The organism is Helicobacter apodemus (genome assembly GCF_000765745.2).
Lineage (GTDB): Bacteria > Campylobacterota > Campylobacteria > Campylobacterales > Helicobacteraceae > Helicobacter_D > Helicobacter_D apodemus.
On the sequence record NZ_JRPC02000059.1, the window covers coordinates 1 to 2,476 of the forward strand.

The following is a 2,476-nucleotide window of genomic DNA, read 5'->3' on the forward strand; positions in this document are numbered from 1 at the left end:
TATTAAAGAACCCTTAGAAGAAGCAATGAAACTTTGGCTTGATGAGGAGGAAATAAAAGAATTTTATGCCAATAGGGATAAGCCTAAGAAAGAAAGTAAATTTCAGCAAACAATGAATAAAGAAAATGCGGAAAATATTCAGTGGATAAACGCTGTTAAAGATTCATTTGACAGTGAAATTCAGAGATTTTTTGAAGAAACTATAATCCCTTATCTAAAATATATAGATTATAAAGAATTACAATTAATTTTAAAAATTCTTACTATCTTGCAAAATAACAAAGAATGTCCTAGTGTGGTGAGTAATTATAGCGGAGACCCAAATATAATCAATTATGCTAACAAATTAGTAGCTGGTTATACTTCATTTGAAGCTCTTAAAGAGTTTGTCCCCCTCTTAAATCACTCCCTTAGCGTTGCTAAAAATACATTGGTTGTGTTAAATGAATCTAAAATTCCTAGCATTAAAAAAAATAAAATGATAGGACAATGCTTAATCTGTGGTTTAGCTCACGACTTAGGTAAAATTCAAAGGTTTGATGAAGTTATTAAACTTCAGGATTTACCACGAAAAGAAGCCTATAAGAAAATGATAAATTCTAAATCACACCAAGATATATCAGATTCTATTCTAAGAGATTTAGGGATTATAGAATTTCGTATGGATATTAAATATATCGAAAAAGTGGCTTTTGCAGTCTATAACCATCATAACGCTCAAGAATTAAATGATACTCTCTTAAATATTTTAATTAACGCAGATATAAAAACAAGAAATGAGGAAAAGGAATATTGCTATAACAAAATTATAGAGAAATTAGAGAATCTAAAAGCCCAAGAATACAAGAATAAGGAAAATACAAAAGAACAAGAAACAATAAGTAATCAAAATAATGAAGCTGAATTAGAATCAAATTCAAAAGATATATTAGTGGATTATGAGAATAGAGATTTAGAATATTCCATAAAGTTAAATCAAAATGGAAGCTATATAGCACTTCTTGGAGTTTCTAATAATAAGCAACCTATTTTGAGTAAATTGGCAGTAAATATTAAATTAACCCTACAAGATGAAATAGAAAAAAATCTTAACTCTTTAGTAATGTATTCTTATAAAAAGAATATTCTCTTATTATTCAATAGTGATAATATGACAAGAGCTAGAATGGCTTTACAAAAACTATTAACTAATATTCAAACTGATTTTACAAATCCAAACATAGGTTATTTGCACTTAAAAAATGAGAAAAGCGAACAAGAATCCTTGGATAAAGCCCTTAAAGCTTTAGAATACGCAAAAGGAAAAAATATCGGCGTTACTAATTTTTTAGATATTCCTAATACTAATGAGAATGCTAACAAAAAAATCATTAATGATGCTTCTTTAGATACAGAAAGTATTAATACACTAACAAATCTCTTTGAAAGCACCGCACAAGAGATAAAAGCATTAGAGAAAAAAATTGATATTAACAAAGAATCAAAATTTGATGCAGAACAATTTTTAAATACTATCAACCAAAAAATCATTGATAAAATCTCTATTGTTGATAGTGATTCAAATGGGAATCCCATATTTTATGCCATACCTTATAAGTTGAGAAATAGGATTTTGGTTAATCACTCATTTTTAATATCTACCATTAAAAACATTACCAACTGTGATGAGCTAGAAGCACGGAAAAGAACAAATTATTTTGTTTCTATTTACAGCGAAACGACAAATGCTCCTAGATTAATCTATGATATTCCAACAAGAAAAGGTTGTTATATTGCTATCTATAATCTAATTTTTAAAGGCAATCCCTTTAAATTCTATTGTGTGCCTTTTGATATTAAAGGACTTGGCATTGAAAAAGCAAAAATGAATTTTTATCTCAAACAAGAAAGCTTAAATGGGCTAGAAATAAAAATATCTAGCGAAAAAGAGCAATAATGCAAAAAATCACTAAAAGACAACTAGAGCTTTTAGGTCACAAAAATTCTAAAATTATAAAATATAGCAACATTCAGACCAAAGCCATGCTTGATTTGGTAATTGAATTTGAAAAAATTACAGAAGAATTAAGAAAATCAATGGGTAATGTGTATGAAACAGAAGAAGTTTTAGAAACCATTCAAAGCATTAATAAAATAATAATAGGACTATCAGACTTTACTAAAAATATCTCTCAAAAGACAAATATCTCCTACAAAGAGCCATCCTCAATTTATATAATACGCAAAGGAGTAGAAAATGAGCAAGATGAAAAATAAGTATAATGCTTCAAAGTGTGAGACTATCTCTAAAATGAGACAAATCCTGAAAACCCCACTAAAAATATGCTTAATGTTATTTCTTTTTATCCCCCTCTATGCTAATGTAATATTTTTTGATAATGTTTATGATGCACAAAAGCAAGGATTAAAAGAAGCCAAAATCATTGTTTTTATTATTGCTTCTAGTAGTTGCCATTTCTGCCACAAACTCCTTAAT

At 27.9% G+C, this 2,476-nt stretch carries 2 protein-coding genes and 1 pseudogene; all 3 read left to right on the plus strand.

Features of this window, described 5'->3' with window-relative positions:
• The coding region (locus tag LS72_RS10285) for an HD domain-containing protein (protein ID WP_238700804.1) at nucleotides 1-1,936 on the plus strand (1,936 nt) is incomplete at its 5' end.
• A complete protein-coding gene (locus LS72_RS10290) occupies nucleotides 1,936-2,256 on the plus strand; it encodes a hypothetical protein (protein ID WP_034555363.1) in 321 nt (106 codons plus the stop codon). The genes LS72_RS10285 and LS72_RS10290, both read left to right, overlap by 1 nt.
• Nucleotides 2,237-2,476: pseudogene (locus tag LS72_RS10295) on the plus strand (hypothetical protein); the annotation flags it as partial. The gene LS72_RS10290 and the pseudogene LS72_RS10295, both read left to right, overlap by 20 nt.

Bases quoted from the DNA above. Each gene is read 5' to 3' on its own strand.
- LS72_RS10290 (WP_034555363.1), top strand. From the start codon at position 1,936: ATGCAAAAAATCACTAAAAGACAACTAGAGCTTTTAGGTCACAAAAAT.